This window comes from Micromonospora sp. DSM 43699 (genome assembly GCF_055517075.1).
In genome coordinates this window covers 90051-108149 of the sequence record NZ_JBTMMT010000008.1, presented here as the reverse complement: position 1 = coordinate 108149, position 18099 = coordinate 90051, and the positions used below count along the sequence as shown (strand labels likewise).

13 protein-coding genes are annotated in these 18099 nt (G+C 74.7%); 9 read left to right on the top strand and 4 right to left on the bottom strand.

The window, feature by feature from the left end:
- The first annotated feature begins 69 nt into the window (after window positions 1–69).
- Window positions 70–1785 (top strand): trypsin-like peptidase domain-containing protein, encoded by a 1716-nt coding sequence (locus tag AC0AIB_RS06700; RefSeq protein WP_328343356.1) that lies wholly within the window; start codon window positions 70–72, stop codon window positions 1783–1785.
- 272 nt (window positions 1786–2057) lie between these two features.
- A complete protein-coding gene (locus AC0AIB_RS06695; protein ID WP_465096246.1) occupies window positions 2058–3167 on the top strand; it encodes a glycosyltransferase family 4 protein in 1110 nt (369 codons plus the stop codon).
- Window positions 3168–3285: 118 nt separating this feature from the next.
- On the opposite strand, the gene AC0AIB_RS06690 is transcribed toward AC0AIB_RS06695, so the two are convergent.
- Window positions 3286–5019: a serine/threonine-protein kinase gene (locus AC0AIB_RS06690; protein WP_465096233.1), complete on the bottom strand. Its 1734-nt coding sequence runs from the start codon at window positions 5017–5019 to the stop codon at window positions 3286–3288.
- A gap of 190 nt (window positions 5020–5209) precedes the next feature.
- Here AC0AIB_RS06690 and AC0AIB_RS06685 point away from each other — a divergent pair, with 190 nt between their 5' ends.
- From AC0AIB_RS06685 to AC0AIB_RS06660, 6 genes are all read left to right on the top strand, one after another.
- Window positions 5210–6040 (top strand): patatin-like phospholipase family protein, encoded by an 831-nt coding sequence (locus tag AC0AIB_RS06685; RefSeq protein WP_328343360.1) that lies wholly within the window; start codon window positions 5210–5212, stop codon window positions 6038–6040.
- On the top strand, window positions 6040–7059 hold the full coding sequence (locus tag AC0AIB_RS06680) for a 1-acyl-sn-glycerol-3-phosphate acyltransferase (RefSeq protein WP_328343362.1): 1020 nt from the start codon (window positions 6040–6042) through the stop codon (window positions 7057–7059). The genes AC0AIB_RS06685 and AC0AIB_RS06680 overlap by 1 nt, the downstream gene beginning before the upstream one ends.
- Window positions 7060–7111: 52 nt before the next feature.
- Complete coding sequence (gene cutA, locus AC0AIB_RS06675; RefSeq protein ID WP_328343364.1) at window positions 7112–7432, top strand: divalent-cation tolerance protein CutA; 321 nt, start codon at window positions 7112–7114, stop codon at window positions 7430–7432.
- A gap of 48 nt (window positions 7433–7480) precedes the next feature.
- Window positions 7481–11197: an SCO7613 C-terminal domain-containing membrane protein gene (locus tag AC0AIB_RS06670; protein ID WP_465096232.1), complete on the top strand. Its 3717-nt coding sequence runs from the start codon at window positions 7481–7483 to the stop codon at window positions 11195–11197.
- Between the two features lie 119 nt (window positions 11198–11316).
- Window positions 11317–12468 carry an FHA domain-containing protein gene (locus AC0AIB_RS06665; RefSeq protein ID WP_328343368.1) on the top strand — a complete coding sequence of 384 codons (1152 nt, stop codon included), beginning with the start codon at window positions 11317–11319 and terminating at the stop codon, window positions 12466–12468.
- A 226-nt stretch (window positions 12469–12694) separates the two neighbouring features.
- A complete protein-coding gene (locus AC0AIB_RS06660) occupies window positions 12695–13747 on the top strand; it encodes a fatty acid desaturase family protein (RefSeq protein ID WP_328343370.1) in 1053 nt (350 codons plus the stop codon).
- Between the two features lie 76 nt (window positions 13748–13823).
- Here AC0AIB_RS06660 and rocD read toward each other — a convergent pair whose 3' ends face one another.
- From rocD to AC0AIB_RS06645, 3 genes are all read right to left on the bottom strand, one after another.
- Entirely contained in the window at window positions 13824–15038 is a 1215-nt protein-coding gene (gene rocD / locus AC0AIB_RS06655; protein ID WP_328343372.1) for an ornithine--oxo-acid transaminase, read from the bottom strand.
- Window positions 15035–15850 (bottom strand): dimethylargininase, encoded by an 816-nt coding sequence (gene ddaH / locus AC0AIB_RS06650; RefSeq protein WP_328349066.1) that lies wholly within the window; start codon window positions 15848–15850, stop codon window positions 15035–15037. Before ddaH ends, rocD begins: the two co-directional genes overlap by 4 nt.
- 357 nt (window positions 15851–16207) lie before the next feature.
- The gene (locus AC0AIB_RS06645) at window positions 16208–17116 is read right to left on the bottom strand and encodes a ribosomal eL19 family protein (RefSeq protein WP_465096231.1); all 909 of its coding nucleotides are present in this window, start codon (window positions 17114–17116) and stop codon (window positions 16208–16210) included.
- A 162-nt stretch (window positions 17117–17278) separates the two neighbouring features.
- On the opposite strand from AC0AIB_RS06645, the gene AC0AIB_RS06640 reads away from it, so the two are divergent.
- On the top strand, window positions 17279–18085 hold the full coding sequence (locus AC0AIB_RS06640) for an Fpg/Nei family DNA glycosylase (protein WP_328343377.1): 807 nt from the start codon (window positions 17279–17281) through the stop codon (window positions 18083–18085).
- The last annotated feature ends 14 nt before the right edge of the window (window positions 18086–18099 follow it).

Genomic DNA, 18099 nt, shown 5'->3' with positions numbered 1-18099 from the left:
GGTGTGACTTTCAGAAAACTTCCAGGCAGGATCCAGGGTGGTGACAGTGCCACGGGGAAAACTATGGGCATGACCGAGTTCGAGACCGACCCGCAGCGTCGGCCGGCTGCCACCGACGCCGAGCCGTCGCACCCCTCCGCCGAGCCGTCCCGCGTCGAGCGCGGCGAGTCCGACACCACCGCCGCTCCGGGCGACGCCACCGCCGCTCCGGGCGACACCGCCGGCGCCGCGGGGGAGCCGGCCGGCACGCCAAACCCCGGATCGTCGTACGGGCCACCGTCGTCGCCGTACGCGCAACCCTCCGCCACCCCGTACCCGCAGGCTGCGTACCAGTCCGGTGCGTCCGCCGGCGACCAGGCGTACCGGCCCGGCTATCCGGCGTCCGGCTACCCGGGCTACCCGCAGGCGGGCCAGTACCCGACGGCCGGTTACCCACAGTCCGGCCCGCAGCAGCCCGGCCCGCAGCAGCCCGGGTGGGCCGCCGGTCATCCGGGCCAGCAGCAGCACCCCGGCGCACCGGGTCAGCCCGGTGTGGGCGCCCCCTCTGCCGGTTATCCGGGCCAGCCCGGTTCCGCCGGCCCGGGTCAGCCCGGTGGCGGTTACCCGGGCCAGCACGCCCTGGCCGGAGCGGGCCAGCCGTCTGCCGGCTACCCGGGGCAGACCGGCCCGGGTGGCCCGCAGCACCCCGGCCAGCCGGTCCCGCCGTGGGCGTCGGCCCCGGGGCCGCAGGCCGGCAAGGTGGCCAAGTTCGTCGGTGCCGGGATCGCGGTCTTCGCCCTGATGCTCGGCTCCGGCGTGGCCGGCGGCGCGCTCGCCCTGGCGGTCGACGGCGACCGGGGGGGCATCACCCGCACCTATTCGGCCGCGCCGGTCATCGACAGCGCCGACCTGCCCAAGATCGCGGCGTCGGTGCAGGACAGTGTGGTCTCCATCCTCACCGACAACGGTGAGGGTTCGGGCGTGATCCTCAGTGCCGACGGCTTCGTGCTGACCAACAACCACGTCGTCGCGTCCGCCTCCGGCGACACCGTCCGGGTGGTCTTCGCCAACGGCAAGACCGCCTCGGCCAAGATCGTCGGCACCGATCCGAAGACCGACCTCGCGGTGGTCCAGACCAGCGGCGTCGACAACCTCAAGGCGGCGAAGTTCGGCGACAGCGACGCCATGCAGGTGGGCGACCAGGTGCTCGCCCTGGGCAGCCCGCTCGGCCTCCAGGGCTCGGTGACCGCCGGCATCCTCAGCGCCCGGGACCGCACCATCCGGGCCGGCAGCGAAGACAGCCCGCAGCAGGCCCCGCAGGGTGGTGCCAGCTCGATCTCCGGCCTGCTCCAGACCGACGCCCCGATCAACCCGGGCAACTCCGGGGGCGCGCTTGTCAACACCCGCGGCGAGGTGATCGGCATCAACACCGCCATCGCCACCGCCGGGCAGGGCAGCACCGGCAACATCGGTGTCGGCTTCGCCATCCCGAGCAACAAGGCCAAGGACGTCGCCGAGAAGCTCCAGCGGGGCGAGAAGATCAGCCATCCGTCCCTCGGCGTCAGCGTCAACGCGGCCGAGGACGGCGGTGCCCTGGTCGCCGCGGTCGCCGGTGGCAGCGCCGCCGAGAAGGCCGGGATCCAGCGGGGTGACGTGATCACCAGGTTCGGGGACAAGGCGATCAACGACTCCAACGACCTCGTCGGCGCGGTGCAGGCCGGCAAGGTCGGCGACCGGGTCCAGGTGACCTACAAGCGAAATGGCACCGAGGCGACGGCAACCGTCACGCTCGCCGAGACGTCATAGCAATCAGACCTGCCTCCTCCGGGGCGGCGGGCGGCGGAGCCAAGGGGGGTTGCGCCCTCGCCCGCCGCCCGGACCACCTCGCGCAGCGCCGCCGGCAACTCCCCGGCACCGTCGCAGATCAGCCCGGTCACCCCGCCGCCCTTCTTCCTGCCCGGGACGCTCGCCCGGCCGGGTGCGTTTGACCTCCCGGCCGAGGGGAAACCGCCGCTGATCCCGCTTACCGGGCAGCCGCCGATCCCGCTCATCCGGACAACGGGGGAGGATCCGTGACCGTGACCCACCGTCCGTCGGAACACCCGCCGTCCGGGCCGCCGCTGCGGATCGCGATGCTGGTCCCGCCCTGGCTGTCGGTGCCGCCCCCCGGGTACGGCGGGCTGGAACAGGTCGTGCACGGGCTGGTGGACGCGCTGGTCGGGCACGGTCACGAGGTGACCCTCTTCGGTGCCGGCCGGCAGCACGGGACGGCCGCCGGCTTCGTCTCCACCATCGACGAGTTGCAGTACGACCGGCTGGGCGAGTCGCTGCCCGAGCTGGCCCACCTGGCGCGGGCCAAGCAGTTGATCTCCGCCGCCGACTTCGACGTGATCCACGATCACACCACGATCGGGCCGCTGGTCGCCGGCCGTCGGGCGGTGCCCACCGTGGCCACCGTCCACGGCAACCCGGTCGGGGAGTACGGGACGGTGCTCGGTGACACCGACCACGGGGTGGGCCTGGTGGCGATCTCGCACGCCCAACGTCGGGCGAACCCCGGCCTGCCCTGGGTGGGTACGGTGCACAACGCGCTCGACGGCCGGGACGTGCCCGCCAAACGGGAACCCGGCCGGGGACCGGTGCTCTGGCTGGCCCGGTTCAGCCCCGACAAGGGCCCCGACCTGGCGATCCGGGCCTGTCGGGCGGCCGGCCTGCCGCTCACCCTGGCCGGCAAGTGCAACGAGTCCGCCGAGCGCCGCCACTTCGCCGAGGTGGTCCAGCCGATGCTCGGCGAGGACGTCAACGTGATCATGAACGCCGGCCGGGAGGAGACGCTGCGGCTGCTTGTCGACGCCCGCTGTCTGATCATGCCGATCCAGTGGGAGGAACCGTTCGGCATGGTGATGGTGGAGGCCATGGCGACCGGCACCCCGGTGGTGGCGTTGCGTCGGGGCGCGGTGCCGGAAGTGGTGGTCGACGGGGTGACCGGGCTGATCTGCGACGGTGCCGGGGAGTTGCCGGCGGCGCTGCGCGAGGTGGTCCGGATCGACCCGGCGGCCTGCGTCGCGCACGTGGCCCGGAACTTCTCCACCGAGCGGATGGCGCGCGGCTACGAGGCGGTCTACCGCAGCGTCGTGCTCGGCACGACCCCGCCCCTGCACCGGCCCGTGCCGATCCACTCCCACTGACCGCTCCGAGCGGCGGCAGACCGCGCTGACCGCCGGGCCCCCTGCACCGGTCCGTGCCGGTCCGCTCCCACTGACCGGCCAGCGGTGCGGACCGGGCAGGCCCGGGTGGAGCAGACCCTCAGGTCGTCGTCGCGGCCAGGTCCCGGGCGGCGGCGTCGAGCTGACGACCGTACTCCTGGGTGATGCCGCCCTCGTCGATCCGGCGGGTGACCTTCGCGCGGAGCGCGGCGGCCTGGGCGGACACGTCGGAGCTTCCCTCGGCGGCGGACCGGGTCAGGTTGGCGAGCACGTTGCGCAGGTCCAGGCCGACGTCCTCGCGGATCTCGCCGGTACGGACCCCGTCGTCGACCAACCGGCGCATCCGGTCGGCCGCCTCGGTCAACCCGCCGCCACCCTGCCCACCGTCCGGGCTCGGCTGGGGGCGCTGCGGGGTGGGCGGGACGGTTGCCCGGCGGGTGCCCGGTGTCGACGTGGGGTCCGCCGGGGGTTGGGTGCGCGGTGCCGGCGGCTCGGTCACCGGAACCTCGGTCACCGGTGCTTCCGTCGGCCGGGCGACCGGCGGGGTGTGGGTCCCTGGCTCCAGGAGCGGAGCGAGCAGGAGGACCGCCGCCACTGTGAACACGACCAGCGCGCCCACCGCCACCAGCGGACGGCGCGACGGCGGCAGCTCCGGCTCGGGAGGCCCGTTCACCGCGCCACCGTTCCCGGCGCCGCCGTTGCCTGGGCCGCCGTTCCCGGCGAGCCGACCCCCCACCGCGTTGGCGCCCGCCGTGCCGGCACGTGGCGCGGCGGTGCCTACGGTCCGGCCGTCGGTACCGGCCCCGGTCTTCCCGGTCCCCGCGCCACCGCCCGGGCCCGCTGCGGGGCCGGATGCCGTGGCGGCACCGACGCCGGCCGCCGCGACCCGGGCGGTGGCGGTGACGCCCGTGCCGGTGGTAGCGGCCCCGGGGGTGGCGGGCGGGGTGGCGAGGGCGGGCAGGCTGACCGTCGGGGCGAGCATGGTGGCCGCCTGCGGGTCGCCCGGCAGCAGCTGGTCGCGCAGCGCGGTGGCGACCTGGTGCGCGGTCGGCCGTTCGTGCGGGTCGCGGGCCAGGCAGCGCAGGCAGACGTCGACCACCACCGGTGGCAGCCCGGGGACGCCGTCCAGCGTCGGCGGCGTCTCGTCGGTGATCGCGGCGGCGAGCTGTTCCCAGGTCTCCGCCGGGTACGGCGGTTGGCCGGTCAGCGTCTCGTAGAGCAGCACGCCCAGGGAGTAGACGTCGGTCGACGGCTGGGCCGGCGCCCCGTCCAGCCGCTCCGGGGCCACGTACGCCGGGGTACCGAAGGTGCCCCCGTCCTCGTCGTCGTCGGGGGTGCCGATCTGGGTGGCGATGCCGAAGTCGAGCACCTTGGCGCCGACCCTGGTCATCATCACGTTCGCCGGGGTGATGTCCCGGTGCACGATGCCCAGCCGGTGCGCCGCCGCCAACGCCTCGGCCACCTGGGCGCCCACCTCGACCGCCTCCGGCCAGGGCAGCGCCCCCTCGGTCAGCCGGTGCTCCAACTCCTCGCCGGTGAGCAGCTCCATCACCACGAACGAGGTGATCTCGCCGTCCGGGGCGAGCGCCTCGCCGTAGTCGTGCACCGCGGTCACGTGCGGGTGGACGAGCTGGGCGGCGGAACGCGCCTCCTCGCGGACCATGTCCCGGAAGCGGGCGTCGGCGGCCAGCGACGGCGCGAGCACCTTGACCGCGACGACCCGGTCGAGCACCTCGTCGCGGGCCCGCCAGATCACCGACATCCCGCCGGCCCCGATCCTGTCGAGGAGCCGGTACCTGCGGGCCAGCAACCTACCGGCGTTCAGGGCTGCCATCAGTGTTCGCACCTGCCTGGGGTCGGGGTGGTGTCAGGTTGCGGGAATGTGTCCCCCCTGTCAACGGTTGTCCAATTGCCCGATCGCTGTGGGCAGTGGTGCGTTCTCCCACCGCTACGAACCCGCGGTCGGGGCCGGTGGCCAGCGGCTGCGCCGCAGCTGCGGGCGGCGGCGTGCCAGGATGAACGGCATGAGTGGCGGTCCGGTGGCGTTCGTGCTCGGCGGCGGGGGAGTGCTCGGCGCGGTCGAGGTGGGCATGCTGCGCGCCCTGTTCCGGGCCCGGATCCGCCCCGACGTCGTGCTCGGCACCTCGATCGGCGCGGTCAACGGCGCGTTGGTCGCCGCCGACCCGTCCGAGGCGGTCACCGACCGGCTGGTACGGCTCTGGGCCTCGCCGGAGGCGAGCGAGGTGTACGGCGACTCGGTGGCCCGGCAACTGCGCCGGTTCGCCGCCCGTACCCACCTGCACTCGCCCCGGCCGCTGCGCAAGCTGTTGGAGGGCGAGTTGGGGGCGGAGACCACCTTCGCCGACCTGAAGGTGCCGTTCCGCTGCTGCGCGGCCAACATCGAACGGGCCGCCGAGCACTGGTTCCACACCGGACCGCTGGTGCCGGCGGTGCTCGCCTCCGCCTCCGTGCCGGGGCTGCTGCCCCCGGCCCAGATCGACGGTCAGCACTACATCGACGGCGGGATCGTCAACTCGATCCCGATCGGCGAGGCGGTGGCGGTCGGCGCGAAGCAGATCTTCGTCCTCCAGGTGGGTCGGATCGAGCGGGAGTTGACGCCACCCCGACGGCCCTGGGAGATCGCCCAGGTCGCGTTCGAGATCGCCCGCCGGCACCGGTTCGCCAGGGAGTTGGCGGCGCTGCCCGAGGGGGTGGCGGTGCACGTGCTGCCGACCGGTGGGCTGGAGCCGCGCGACGACAGCCCGTGGGCGTACCGGGACATGGCGGCGGTGGGGCGGCGGATCAGCCGCGCCTACACCGCCTCCCGGGCCTACCTGGCGACCCTGGACCGCTGATGCCGCTACCCCCACGATGGGTGCGCCGGTTGCTGTTCGCGCCCGCGGTGATCCTGCTCGCGATCACGGTGGTGACCACCGTGCCGGTCTGGGCGCTGCTCGCGCTGGCCGTGTCACCGTTCGTGCCGGGCCGGCTGCGTCCGCTGCGGCTGCTCTGGATCGGCTGCGTCTACCTGCTCTGGGACGCTGCCGCGCTGGTCGCCCTCTTCGTGCTCTGGCTGGCCTCGGGATTCGGCCGGTGGAAACGTTCACCGGCCTTCCAGCGGGCCCACTACGTGCTCGCCGGTTGGTTCCTCCAGGCCCTGTTCTGGCAGGCCCGGTGGACGCTGCGGTTGAGCATCGACGTGGTCGGCACCGACCCCGACACCGCGCTTCCCGGTCGGCCGGAGCTGGTGCTCTGCCGGCACGCCGGCCCGGGTGACTCGTTCATCCTGATCCACTCCCTGGTCAACTGGTTCCGGCGGGAGCCCCGGATCGTGCTCAAGGAGACCCTCCAGTGGGATCCGGCGATCGACGTCCTGCTCAACCGGTTGCCCAACCGCTTCATCGCCCCCGGTGACGGCCGTGATTCGGCGGTCCGGCAGATCGGCCACCTCGCCACCGACCTGGACGACGACGACGCCTTCGTGATCTTTCCGGAGGGCGGCAACTTCACCCCGGGGCGGCGGTTGCGGGCCATCGCCAAGCTGCGCGGGCTCGGCCTGGAACGGATGGCGGCGCGTGCCGAGCGGATGCAGCACGTGCTCGCCCCGCAGCCCGGTGGGGTGCTGGCCGCCCTGGACGCCGCCCCGGACGCCGGGGTGATCTTCGTGGCGCACACCGGCCTGGACCGGATGCTGACAGTCGGCGACGTCTGGCGGGAACTGCCGATGGACAAACGGATCGTGATGCGGTTCTGGTCGGTGCCTCCGGAGGACGTCCCGACCGGTCGTCAGGAGCGGATCGACTGGCTCTTCGACTGGTGGGCCCGGATCGACAGATGGGTCGCCGCCAACCGGGACGGCGTGACCACCGGATAGACGCACCGTGACGGTGGACCGGTTCGACCTCGTTCCCACGTAGGGTGCGCAGGTGGACCAGATCTGCGTGGTGACGACAGTGGTGGACTCGCGGTCCGTCGCGGACCTGATGGCGGCTGCCGCGGTGGCCGGGCGACTGGCCGCCTGCGCCCAGGTCGGCGGCCAGGTCGACAGTACGTACTGGTGGCGGGCCGGGGTGGAGACCAGCACCGAGTGGTCGGTGCAGTTCAAGACCGCGCCCGACCGGGCCACGGCGCTGGTCGGCCAGATCCGGGCCAACCATCCGTACGAGGTGCCCGAGATCCTGGTCACCCGGGTGGAGAGCGGCGACCCGGCGTACGCCGTCTGGGTGCACGAGACCACCCGTACGTAGGTACGGGCACTCTGGCCTGCGATCGCCGCCCCCCGGCAGGATGGCCGGGTGGAGAACACCGGTTACCCCTGCCCCCGCTGTGGTGCGCCCGCCGAGCTGACCCGGGGGTGTGTCCGCTGCGGGCTCGGGCCGTACCCGCCCGCCGCTGAGGTGGTCCGGCTGGACCGGGAGATCGTCACCCTCGGCCGGGAGGTCGAACGGGCCCGGGAGGCGTACCAGGGGGTCGGCGCGCGACTGCTCGCGGCGCAGCGCCAACGGGCGGAGCTGGCGGCCCGGATCCGCCGCGAGATCCCCGCGCCGACGCCGGTCGGCGCGGCTGCCCCTCCGGCCCTGACGGCCGCGCATCCGGTCGCGCCCGCACAGGCTGTCCGCCCGCCCGCCCAAGCCGTCCACCCGCCCGCGCCGGGCGCGCGCCCGGCCGCACCGGCCGGCCGCCCGGTGGTGCCGGTGCCCCGGGGCGGCGTCGTCGCGCCCGGTGGGCAGGTGCCGCCGGCCGGGTCCGGGAACCCGTCGGCGCCGGGTCGTCCGGAGACCTCGACGCGGACGATCCAGTGGCTGCTGTTCGTCCTCGGCGGCCTGCTGCTCGGCACGGCGGCGGTGGTCTTCACCGCGGTCGCCTGGGCGACGGTGGGGGTGGCCGGCCGGGCGCTGATCCTGGCCGCGTTCACCGCGCTCGCCCTGGCGGTGCCGCTGGTGGCGAGGTGGCGTGGACTGCGCGGCACCGCCGAGACGTTCGCCGCGGTGGGGCTGCTGCTTGTGGTCCTCGACGGGTACGCCGCCTGGTCGGTGAACCTGCTCGGCACCGCCGACTGGCCGGGCACCCGGTACGCCGCCCTGGTCGGCGGGGTCAGCGCGGCGGTCGCCACCGGATACGCCCTGCTCAGTCGGCTCACCGTGCCGTGGTTCGCGGCGCTGCTCGTGGTCCAGCCGGTGCTGCCGCTGGCGGCGGCGCAGTCCCGACCCGGGGCCACCGGCTGGACGCTGGTCTTCCTCGGGGTGGCACTGCTCGACCTCGCGGTGGTGGTCGCGCTGCGCCGCCGGTCGCCGGCTCCGGCCGCCCCGGCGGCCACCGGCACGACCGGCCCGGTGCCGGGTGGGCCGAATCCCGCCGCTCCGGTGCCGGCCGGAGCGCTGCCGCCAGGGTCGGGTCCGGCCGCTCCGGGTCCAGAGGGAGCGGTGGTGGTGCCCGCCGGGGGGTCGGGCACCACCACCCCACGCGCCGGGGAGGCGTTGGCCGGCTCGGCCGCCGTGCTCGCCGGCCGGGTGTTCGGCTGGCTCGGCTTCGGTGCCGCGGTGACGGTCGCCGCAAGTTGCGCCCTGGTGCCGCTGGCCCTGGGCCGGGCCGCCGACCAGCCGCTGCTCGCCGGCCTGCCGCTGCTGCTGGTCGGGGTGGTGCTGGCCGGCGCGGCCCGGGCCGCCGGTGCCCGGGTGTTCCGGCAGCTCACCGCCGGGCTGCTGGTGCCGTTGGTGGCCGCCGCGTTGCTGCGGCCGGTAGCCGAGCTGCGGGCCGGTTTCCTGCTGCTCGCCGTCGGCCTGGTGGCGGCCGGTCTGGCCGGTGCCGTCCGGCTGCTGCCGCAGCGGCACCGGATCGGCCCCCGGGTCGGCGCGTTGCTCGTCGCGGGCGGGGCGGCCCAGGTCGGCCTGCTCGCCAGCGGGGCGGTCGCGGCGCTCGCGGTGGACCGGTCACTGCCCGCGTGGCGGGGCGCCGCAGCCGGACCCGACCTGTCCTGGGGCTGGCAGCTCCCGCTCGCCGTGCTGTTCACCGTCGGTGCCGGCGTACTGCTGCTGCCGAGGGCGGCCCGTCCGGTGACCGTACTGCTGGGGGCGGTGGTCACCGCCGCAGCGCTGCCGGCGGTGACTGTCACCCCGTGGCCGGCCACCCTCGCGGTCGACCTGGTCGTCGGCGCGGCGCTGCTGCCGGTCGCGGTGCTGCGGGCCCGTCGTACGCCGACCGTGCTGGTCGGTGCCGGGGGTGCCGCCGTGCTGCTCGGGCACGGGCTGCTGGTGGCGTCGGCCGACCCGGTGGGGCTGCTGGTGGCGCTCGGGGTGGTGCTGGCCGTCGGGCTGGCGGTGGCGCTGCCCGGCCGCCCGGTGAACGCCGTCGCGGGCCGGGTCGCCGGGGTAGCGCTGACTGTCGCGCTGCTCACCGTGCCGGCCGGCGCGGCAGTCGCGCTGCGGGCCGCGGGTTCGCCGCCGTGGTGGCAGCTGCGGGCCGGGTTCGCCGCCGCCGTGCTGCTGATGGTCCCGCTCCTCGCGCTGCGTCGCCGCCGCCCCGCCCTCGACGGGTACGCCGGCACCGCGCTCGCCGTGGCGCTCGCCGCCGTGGTCACGCCGGCCGTCGTACCGGGTGGCGAGTCGGCGGCGCTCTACGCCGCGCTGGCGCTTGTCGCGCTGGTGCTGGCCGACCGGCGTACCGATCCGGTGACACCGGGCCGGGTGGTCGGCGTAGGGCTGGCCGGGTGCGCCCTGGTCGCCTCCGCTCCGGTGGCCCTGACCGCACTGTTCGCCCCGTACGGTGGGCCGGTCCGGCCCTGGTCTGGGGCGCCGACCGGAGACGGGCCGCCCGGTGCGGCGGTGGTCGGGGTGGCGCTGCTGACCCTCGCCCTCGCTGCCGCGCTGATCGCTCACCGGCACACCGGCGGCCGGTCCGGTCCGGTCGTCGCCGCGCTGCCGTTCGGGGCGGCGGCGCTGCCCGTGCTGCTGCTCGCCGGTCCCGTCCCCTGGCCGGTGGTGCCGGCGGCGGTGCTGCTCGTCGGCGTCGCCGCCCTGCTGATCGCCGCGCTCGCCGGCACGGGCGTCCCGGTGACCACCCCGGTCGGTCTGCTGTGGACGGCCGCCGGTCTGGTCGGGCTGCTCGCCACCCGGGCCGGCACCCTGGCCGGGCTGGCCCTGCTGGTGGTCACGGCGGCGGTGGTCGGTGCGGTAGGCAGGTGGGCCGGGGTACGGCTGCTCGGCTGCCTGACCACGGTCGCGGCGGCCACCTGTTTCGCGCTCACCGCTCCGCTGGCGGCCGGTCTGCCCACCCGGACGGCCGGCTTCCCGGTGCTCGGGGTGGCGGTGGCGGTGCTCCTCGGCACGCCCCTGCTGGCCCGGCGCGGGCCGCTCACCGTACGGGCGCTGGAGGCGGCGGCGCAGGCGGTGGCCGTGCTCGCCCTGCTGCTCACCGTCGGCGCGATCCGGCACGCCGCGGTGATCTGCGTTCTCTGGGGGGCCGCCGCCGCGCTGCGGGTGCTGTACCCGGGCCGGTCGGCCGGCAGACGGTGGGTCTTCGCAGTGGTGGCCGGCGGCAGCGAGCTGCTCGGGGCGTGGCTGCTGCTGATCAGTGGCGAGGTGGTGCTGCTGGAGGCGTACACCCTGCCGGCGGCCGGGTTGACCCTGGTGGCCGGCCTGCTGGCGCTGCGCACCCGGCCGGGGTTGACCAGCTGGCTGGCCCTCGGTCCCGGGCTCGCCGCCGGGTTGCTGCCCAGCCTGGTCTCGGTGCTGGTGGCTGCGGACCCGCAGCCGGTGCGGCGGCTGCTGCTCGGTGCCGCCGCACTGGGCGTGGTGCTGGTCGGGGCGGCCCGGCGCTGGCAGGCGCCGGTGGTGCTCGGCGGTGGCAGCCTCGTCCTGCTCGCGCTGCACGAGCTGGTCCGGGGTTGGGACCTGCTGCCCCGCTGGATCTACCTGGCCGTCGGCGGGCTGACACTGATCACCCTCGCCGCCACCTACGAGCGGCGGCGGCGTGACGTGACCCGGCTGCGGGCGGCGGTGGGCCGGATGGGTTGACCCGGCCACCGGTAGGGTCGTCCCATGGCAGCGCCTGCCCACTGTCGAGCCGGCGCCCAGGTGCTGGTCGGGCCGGCGGTGGCAGCCCGGCAGAGCGACGAGATCCTCCGGAGCGCGCGATGAGATTCGAGATCAGCAAGGTGCTCGACGCGATCGAGGGGCGGGTCTGCACCGACCCGTCCCTGGCCCGAGCCGTACTGGACCTGGCCGAGGTGATCCGCTACCAGGACCTCGACGGCGGCCGTCCGGCCAGCCTGCTGCGGCTCGGCATGGTGATCGACGCCCTGTCCCGCGAGCTGGAGGAGGACAGTGTCCCGGTCTACGCGATCGTGCACCGGGCGTTGCTCTCCGACGCCGACCTCACCTCCAACGAGCGGATGGTGGTGCGCCGGTGGGCCGACGACGGCCTGGTCGAGGTGCTCGACAATCCGGGCGACCGGATGCTGGAGGTGGCCGACCTGCTCGGGCTGCCGGTGGTCAGCCGGGTTCGGCTCGACGGCCTGCGCGGCCGGTTCCCGTGGTTGGTGGAGCAGCCGGGGCGGGTGGTCGCCCCGGTGCCCGGCGCGGGTGGCCCGGTCTTCGTCGCGCACGTCGGTGGTGGGCACAGCCCGGTCGAGGGTGACCGCTCCCCGGTCGGTGGGCAGCTGCTGGCCCGGCAGTGGCGTTGCCCCGAGTCGGGCTGCGCGTTGTTCGGCGGGGGTGGTGGTGGCGGGGCGTTCGCCGATCTGGCCCGGGTGGACCGCGCGCCGGCCGGTCAGCCGCCGCCGGCCCTGCGGCAGGGCGTGCCGACCTGTCCCCGGCACGGCACCCGGCTCTCCGACGCCGGGCCGCGCCCGCGCAGCGAGGTGCTGGCGATCCGGATCGGCGGTCTGATCCGCCGTCGTTTCGTGCTCACCGAGGAGCAACCGGTGACGGTCGGCCGGGCACCGGAGGAGCCCGGCGGCGTGATGCTCGGCCAGTGGCTCAACGACGAGGCACGTCGGTGGATCAGCCGGGGTCACGTCCGGTTCGAGCTGCGGGTCGGCGAGGTGATCGTCACCGACGTCAGCACCAACGGCTCCGGCATCCGGCCGAACGGGTCGATGACCGAGTCGGAGCGCGTCGTGCTGGCCCCGAAGCAGTCCCGGGTGCTCGGCGGCGCGGACATGGTGGAGCTGTATCCCGGGGTGCAGATCGGTCGGGCCCGGGAGCTGCCCACCGGTGCGGCGTTCACCCCGACGTCGGTGATGGCCGAGGCTCCCACCATGGCGATGCGGCTGCCCCGCAACTGAACCGGCCACCGCTGCGGGCGGTGCCAGACGGTGGGCATCGGGACCATGTTCCGACGCCCGCCGTCCCGCCTCCGACCGGCGATGTCCCGGTGGCGCGGGTCCGGTAGGGGTAACCCCACCCCCGACTCGGGGTATTGCAGGATTGCCCCGCGCTACCAATACCGCCAGGATTGTGACGGAGGGTCGCACATCACGTGCGACCCGCGACACCGGAGGGCGACATCACATGAGTTCATCGACGTTGGCAGCGTCGACCGCCCGGCGGGGCAGCGACTATGCGCGCCTGTCCCGCCAGGTTGCCGAGGCGGGACTGCTGAGCCGGCGGCCCGGCCGGTACGCGGTCCGCATCGTCGGAACCCTGGGCGCCTTCCTGGCCGGTTGGGTGTTGGTAGGGGTGGTCGGCGATTCCTGGTGGCAGCTGCCGCTGGCGGTCGTGATGGCGGTGGCCACCACCCAGGTGGCGTTCCTCGGGCACGACGCCGGGCACCGGCAGATGTTCCGCCGGCGCGGGCCCAGCGAGGCGGCCGGCCTGATCGCCGGCAATCTCGCCGTGGGGCTCAGCTACGGCTGGTGGGTGGACAAGCACAACCGGCACCACGCCAACCCCAACCACACCGACGACGATCCCGACGTCGGCGCGGGCGCGCTGGTCTGGACGCACGAGCAGGCGATGGCGACCCGGGGCCTGGGCCGGCGGATGGCCCGCCGGCAGGCGTGGCTGTTCTTCCCGCTGCTCCTGCTGGAGGGGCTGGCGCTGCACGTGGCGAGCATCCAGGCTCTGACCGGCCGGGAGTCGGACGGCCGGTGGCGGGTGCCGATGCGGCACCGGGTCGTGGAGGCGCTGCTGCTCGTGCTGCACACCGTCGGCTACGTCGGCCTGCTGCTCGCGGTGATGTCTCCGGTGAAGGCGCTGCTCTTCGCCGTCGTCCACCAGGGGCTCTGGGGCCTCTACATGGGGTGCGCCTTCGCCCCCAACCACAAGGGCATGCTGATGCCCACCGACGAGGACGACCTCGACTACCTGCGCAAGCAGGTGCTCACCTCGCGCAACGTGTCCGGCGGCTGGTTCGTCGACCAGGCGCTGGGCGGCCTGAACTACCAGATCGAGCACCACCTGTTCCCGAACATGCCCCGGGGTAACCTGCGCCGGGCCCAGCCGCTGGTCAAGGCGTACTGCGCCGAGCAGGGCATCTCGTACACGGAGACCGGGCTGATCGACTCGTACCGGCAGGGGCTGGCGCACCTGCACGAGGTGGGGCGACCGCTGCGCGAGGGCTGACCCCGGCGGGCCTGACGCACCGGCACGAAGGCGCCGGGACCATAGCGGTCCCGGCGCCTCTCCCGTCATACGGAGGTCAGCCGGCCAGCACGGCGGCGAGCTGCGCCACCGCGTGGTCGATCTCGTCGGAGGTGATCACCAACGGCGGGGCCAGCCGGATGGTGGAGCCGTGGGTGTCCTTGGCCAGCACACCCCGCTCCATCAGCCGCTCGCAGGCCTGCCGACCGGTCATCAGCGCCGGGTCGATGTCCACGCCGGCCCACAGCCCGCGCACCCGCACCGCCACCAGCCCCTTGCCGAGCAGCCCTTCCAGCCCGGACCGCAGCCGTTCGCCCAGCTCGGCGGAGCGGCGTTGGAACTCACCGGTGGCCAGCAGCCGGACCACCTCGGTGGCGACCGCGCAGGCCAGCGGGTTGCCCCCGAAGGTCGAGCCGTGCTGGCCCGGCTTGAGCACCCCGAGCACGCCGGCGTTCGCGGCCACCGCGGAGACCGGCACGATGCCACCGCCGAGCGCCTTGCCCAACAGGTACAGGTCAGGTACGACGCCCTCGTGCTCACAGGCGAAGGTGCGCCCGGTGCGGCCCAGGCCGGACTGGATCTCGTCGGCCACGAACAGCACGTTCCGCTCGGTGCAGACCCGGCGTACGCCCGGCAGGTAACCCTCCGGCGGCAGTACGACGCCCTGCTCGCCCTGGATCGGCTCCAGCAGCACCGCCACAGTGTTCTCGTCGATCGCCGCCTCCAGCGCCGCCAGGTCGCCGTAGGGCACCACGGTGAACCCCGGGGTGTACGGCCCGAAGTCGGCGCGGGCGTCTTCGTCGGTGGAGAAACTGACGATGGTGGTGGTCCGGCCGTGGAAGTTGCCGTCGGCCACGATGATGTTGGCCTGCCCCGGGGCGACCCCCTTGACCTGGTAGCCCCACTTACGGGCGACCTTGATGCCGGTCTCCACCGCCTCGGCGCCGGTGTTCATCGGCAGCACCAGGTCCTTGCCGCAGAGTGCGGCCAGCTCCCGGCAGAAGTCGGCGAACTGGTCGTGGACGAACGCCCGACTGGTCAGGGTGAGCCGGTCGAGCTGCTCGTGGGCGGCCCGGATCAGGGTGGGATGCCGGTGGCCGAAGTTCAGCGCCGAGTAGCCGGCCAGGCAGTCCAGGTAGCGGCGGCCGTCCACGTCGGTGAGCCAGGCCCCCTCGGCCGACGAGATCACCACCGGCAGCGGGTGGTAGTTGTGCGCGGTGTACCGCTCCGCGTCCCGGACGGCGGACGGGGTCCGCAGCATGTCGTCGATCACTGGCTCGCCTTTCCCTGACGGAGTCGCAACGTGCAGCACTTCGGTCCGCCGCCGGCCTTGCGCAGCTCGGACAGGTCGACCCCGATGGTCTGGTAACCCCGGTCGCGCAGCTGCGCGGCCAGCCCGGTGGCCTGCGCGGGCAGCACCACGTGCCGGCCGTCGCTCACCGCGTTGAGGCCCAGCACCCCGGCGTCGGCCATGGTGGCGTGGACCGCGTCCGGGAAGAGCCGACGCAGCACCGCGCGGCTGCCGGGGGAGAACGCCTCGGGCAGGTACGCCACGGTCCGCTCGTCGAGCACGGTAAGCGCGGTGTCCAGGTGGTAGAAGCGCGGGTCGACAAGCTGCATGGTGATCACCGGGTAGCCGAAGACCTCCTGCAACTGGGCGTGCGCGGCGTGCGCGGTGCGGAACCCGGTGCCGGCGAGCAGGTGGTCGCCGACCAGCAGGACGTCGCCCTCGCCCTCGTTGACGTGCTTCGGGTCGTACACCTCGAAGCCGGCGGCCTCGAACCAGGCCCGGTAGGCGGGGGCCTCGTCGGCGCGCTGCGGGTCGCGGAACTGCACCGCCATCGCCCGGTCGTCGAGCACCGTGCCGCCGTTGGCGGCGAAGACCATGTCCGGCAGACCGGCGACCGGGTCGATCAGCTCGACGGTGTGGCCGAGATCGAGGTAGGTGCGGCGGAGCTGCTCCCACTGCCGGATCGCCAGCGCGGTGTCGACCGGCGCGGTCGGGTCCATCCACGGGTTGATGGCGTAGTCGACGGCGAAGTACGTCGGCCGGCACATCAGGAAGCGCTGGCTGGTGGGGTCCATCGTCATTGTCCTGGCTCCCGGGGTCGGGCGCGCCCGGCCTCCGTGGCCCACGGGCTGGCGCCGTGGGTCAACGGTATGCGGCCGGGGGCCACGACAACCACCGCCGAGACTTGCGTACGGCAGCAGTTCATTGCGTGTGCTGGGGATGGGGCGGCGATCCGTTGCGTGGCAGCGCAACGCGAAGGGGCCGTCACCTCGGCGGAGGTGACGGCCCCTGTGCGCATCGGTGACGGCGAACCGCTGCCACCGAACGATATGGGTGCCCGGCTGGTGAACCACCAGAGCTGATCGGGCGAAGCCGGCGAACCGGCTGGTCCAGCGTTGCCGGCGAACCGCCGGCGGGGTCATATGTGCCCGTCAGAACCGGTCCACAAACTGTGAGTCAAGCCACTCGCGGAGCCGGGCCACCCAGTCGCCGTCCGTGGTCGGCCAGTCGAACTGGCCGGTGAACGCGACCACGCCCAGCACCACCGCGGCCAGACCGACCAGCACGCCGATCAGCGCGTCCGTGGTGCCGGCCACGTGCCGACGGCGGGTCGCGATCAGGCCCAGCACCGAGCAGACCGCGCCGAACGCGCCGAGCGCGATGCCGTACCCGGCGAGGGTGCCGGTGAGCACGAACGCCGCGCCCACCACCGAGACGATCAGGCCGAGCGTGGCGAGCAGGCTGGCCCGCGGCTTCGGACCGGCCACCACAGCCGCCTCCGGGCGGGCCCCGTCGGCGTCGACCCGGTCCCGGTCGGCGGGGCGGGTGGCGACGCCGGCGGTGGGCATCGTCGGGTCGACGGCCGTCGTCCGGTCCCGGGCGGTCGGGCGGTCGGCGTCCACCGGGCGCGGTGCGGTGCGGACCGGGCCGGCGTCGGCGACTCGGATCGGGTCGGTCGGCGTGCGCGGCTCGTCGTCGACGGTCGAGGGCCGCGCGGCAGCGGCGCTCCGCGTGCCGTCGACGGCGCTGCGGGCGGTCGCCGCCCGCGCCAACGCGCCGCGCTCCGCCGCGCGCCGCTCGGCGTCGGCGTCAGGCCCGGCGTCCATGGTGCGTTCGCCGGTCGGTCGGCCGCCGACCCCGGCCGCGTCGGCGTCGCGCTCGGCGGTGCGTCGCGCCGCGTCGGCGTCGCGCTCGCCGTCGGTGGCCAGCGACCCGCTGCGGTACGTCGCCCGGTCGGCGTCCCGGTCGGTCACCACCGGCTGCCCGTCGCGCGCGTCGACCACCCCGTCACCGTTGCTGTCCTGCGCCGTACGGCGACGCAGGAGAGAAGGAACGTTCACCACCACACCTCCTTGTCGATGCGTGCAGCCCTCGGAAGGGTCGGTGGCCGCCACGCGGGAACTACAGGTACGTACCCCACCCGTCGATCGACCACACTCCGATCGGCAGGCCGTGGCACCGGCGTCGGTGGGGCCCCGGCCGCCTGACTACCCTTGGCACCCGTGCCAGAGGGACACACCATCCACCGCCTCGCGGCCCGGCACGCCGAGCTGTTCGCCGGCGACAAGGTCACCGCCAGCAGCCCGCAGGGCCGGTTCGCCGAGGGCGCCGCCCGGCTCTCCGGCACCGTCCTCGACGACACCGAGGCGTACGGCAAGCATCTGCTGCACCACTACGCCGACGAGCGGACCCTGCACGTCCACCTCGGCCTGTACGGCAAGTTCACCGACGGGGACGGTGAGCCGCCCGTACCGGTGGGGCAGGTCCGGTTGCGGCTGGCCAGCGACCGGCACTGGCTCGACCTGCGCGGACCCACCGCCTGCGAGCTGCTGACCCCGCCCGAGGTGGCGGCGCTGCGCGGCCGGCTCGGCCCGGACCCGTTGCGCGCCGACGCCGACCCCGACCACGGGTACGCCCGGATCCGGCGCAGCCCCACCCCGCTCGCCGCGCTGCTGCTGGACCAGTCGGTGGTCGCGGGCACCGGGCTGATCTTCGTGACCGAGGCGCTGTTCCGGGCCGGTCTGCGGCCGACGTTGCCCGGCCGGCAGCTCACAGCGGCCTGCTGGGCGGCGCTCTGGGCCGACCTGGTGGAGTTGATGACGCTGGCGGTGGCGCGCGGCCGGATCGACACCGTCCGCGACGCCCACCTACCCGAGGCGATGGGCCGCCCGGCGCGCGTCGACCGGCACGGCGGCGAGGTGTACGTCTACCGCCGCCCCGGTGCCCCCTGCCACGTCTGCGGCAGCCCGATCAGCCGGGGTGGGCTGGCCGGCCGCAACCTCTACTGGTGCCCCACCTGCCAACCCTGAGCCGCGTCGCCGGG

Excerpts from the sequence above, each read along its gene's own strand:
- AC0AIB_RS06665 (WP_328343368.1), top strand. The coding sequence starts at position 11,317 with ATGAGATTCGAGATCAGCAAGGTGCTCGACGCGATCGAGGGGCGGGTC.
- AC0AIB_RS06690 (WP_465096233.1), bottom strand. The coding sequence starts at position 5,019 with ATGGCAGCCCTGAACGCCGGTAGGTTGCTGGCCCGCAGGTACCGGCTC.
- AC0AIB_RS06685 (WP_328343360.1), top strand. The coding sequence starts at position 5,210 with ATGAGTGGCGGTCCGGTGGCGTTCGTGCTCGGCGGCGGGGGAGTGCTC.
- AC0AIB_RS06680 (WP_328343362.1), top strand. The coding sequence starts at position 6,040 with ATGCCGCTACCCCCACGATGGGTGCGCCGGTTGCTGTTCGCGCCCGCG.
- ddaH (WP_328349066.1), bottom strand. The coding sequence starts at position 15,850 with ATGGACCCCACCAGCCAGCGCTTCCTGATGTGCCGGCCGACGTACTTC.
- AC0AIB_RS06700 (WP_328343356.1), top strand. The coding sequence starts at position 70 with ATGACCGAGTTCGAGACCGACCCGCAGCGTCGGCCGGCTGCCACCGAC.
- AC0AIB_RS06660 (WP_328343370.1), top strand. The coding sequence starts at position 12,695 with ATGAGTTCATCGACGTTGGCAGCGTCGACCGCCCGGCGGGGCAGCGAC.